This is a genomic window from Ruegeria sp. YKSF070 (assembly GCF_059612725.1).
Map to the genome: position 1 here is coordinate 1 of NZ_JBXWRD010000116.1, position 1,370 is coordinate 1,370.

A 1,370-nucleotide genomic window follows, 5' to 3' on the forward strand; every position below is an offset into this window, starting at 1 on the left:
CGACGCGTCGCAACCCGCTACGACAGATGTCCGAAGGTATTCCTATCAGCCATCGCACTCGCCGCCGCAGTCATCTTCTGGCTCTGAAAATCAATGAGTCTGGAGCCTAGTTCTGCGCCTGTTAGCATCAGCGTTTCAGCCCTATTACCATCTGATTTTTTGGTCTTTGATTCAGATCAACAAACGTGATCGATGATACATCTAATATTTCAAGATTTATTCGGAGGAGAAAATATGTTTCGTTTCCTGAGGGTCATTTTTGTTGCTTCTGTTATTCCCCAATTTGGTTTTGCTGAGTTTGTACCGACTTGGGAGGGAGGAGGAATACGGGTTCAAGGTCACGCACTGTGTTCGACGAGTGGTGCGTGCATTTTCTGTAAATTGAGTGAAAGCGGATCCCGCTTGGACATCGACATTTTCGAACCTCAAAGAATCAAGAACAAAGGGCCGGGAAGCGTGGTTCTGTCGTTGAAGCAAAAAAAATCCAAACAGCAAGTGATTCCAAAAGGTGGAAACATCGAGATTGCGCCATCAGCTAACGGTCAATCGAACTTTGTTCTTTCATTGGTGCAGGTGGGGACGGTCGCAAGAATCGTGATATGTGATTCGAAGAAATAGGTAAGTCGTTAAAATGGGGCGTTCATTGATCAGGCCTCCTTGAGGAGACTGAAGCGTGTCAAATGCCCTAAATCAAAATGTCCGGAACGTAGATAGGGCTGTTGGCGGCCGGGTTAATGTTTAGTTCGGTTTTTCTGCAAAGTGAGCGAAGCCCAATAACTGAAATAAGTTGTCATGTCTCGATGTTGCGGCGAAAGGAATGCTGGCGAAGCTACGATCAGAGACGCAATACGCTACCTGTGGGCGATCTGCTCGGCAATATTTTCCCAGCGACACCCACTGGAGTAAAGCTGGCTGAATAGCTTTTTGTTGCTAATCCGCGTACTGATGGTTGTGGTTTTCCCAGCCGTATCTTTTGCTCAAGATTTCAATGTAGGGCTGAACGCTTATCATGCTGGCGATTTCGAAATAGCCTTGAAGCATTGGCGCTTGCTGGCCGAAAAAGGTGATTCACGAGTACAAAATGCTTTGGGAATAATGTACGCAAAAGGGGCTGGAGTCACGGCCGACGAAGTGGAAGCCGTATAGTGGTATCGGAAAGCCGCTGAACAAGGCAATGCGGACGCGCAATTCAATATTGGTAGCGCGTACTGCTATGCTAATGGAGTTAAGCAAGATTTTTGGGAAGCCGTACACTGGTAGGCGTTGTTGCAGAACTCGCTGGCAGGGGGATTCACGGCATGAATCCGGTAGGTTAAGACGCGGGGCATGAGTAAGCCCGAACCTGCCCGCTACCGCACGACGAACTGGAA

At 48.2% G+C, this 1,370-nt stretch carries 2 protein-coding genes and 2 pseudogenes; all 4 read left to right on the plus strand.

Going from position 1 to position 1,370, the window contains the following annotated elements:
• Window positions 1-87, plus strand: a pseudogene (locus AC2FL1_RS23485) (IS5/IS1182 family transposase); the annotation flags it as partial.
• 147 nt (window positions 88-234) lie between these two features.
• Complete coding sequence (locus tag AC2FL1_RS23490) at window positions 235-618, plus strand: hypothetical protein (protein ID WP_496878536.1); 384 nt, start codon at window positions 235-237, stop codon at window positions 616-618.
• Between the two features lie 327 nt (window positions 619-945).
• Window positions 946-1,146 (plus strand): hypothetical protein, encoded by a 201-nt coding sequence (locus tag AC2FL1_RS23495; protein ID WP_496878537.1) that lies wholly within the window; start codon window positions 946-948, stop codon window positions 1,144-1,146.
• Window positions 1,147-1,188: 42 nt separating this feature from the next.
• A pseudogene (locus AC2FL1_RS23500) lies at window positions 1,189-1,260 on the plus strand (hypothetical protein); the annotation flags it as partial.
• Between the last annotated feature and the right edge of the window lie 110 nt (window positions 1,261-1,370).

What these genes read in the sequence shown, in the direction of transcription:
- AC2FL1_RS23495 (WP_496878537.1), top strand. Translation starts at nt 946, where the DNA reads ATGGTTGTGGTTTTCCCAGCCGTATCTTTTGCTCAAGATTTCAATGTA.
- AC2FL1_RS23490 (WP_496878536.1), top strand. Translation starts at nt 235, where the DNA reads ATGTTTCGTTTCCTGAGGGTCATTTTTGTTGCTTCTGTTATTCCCCAA.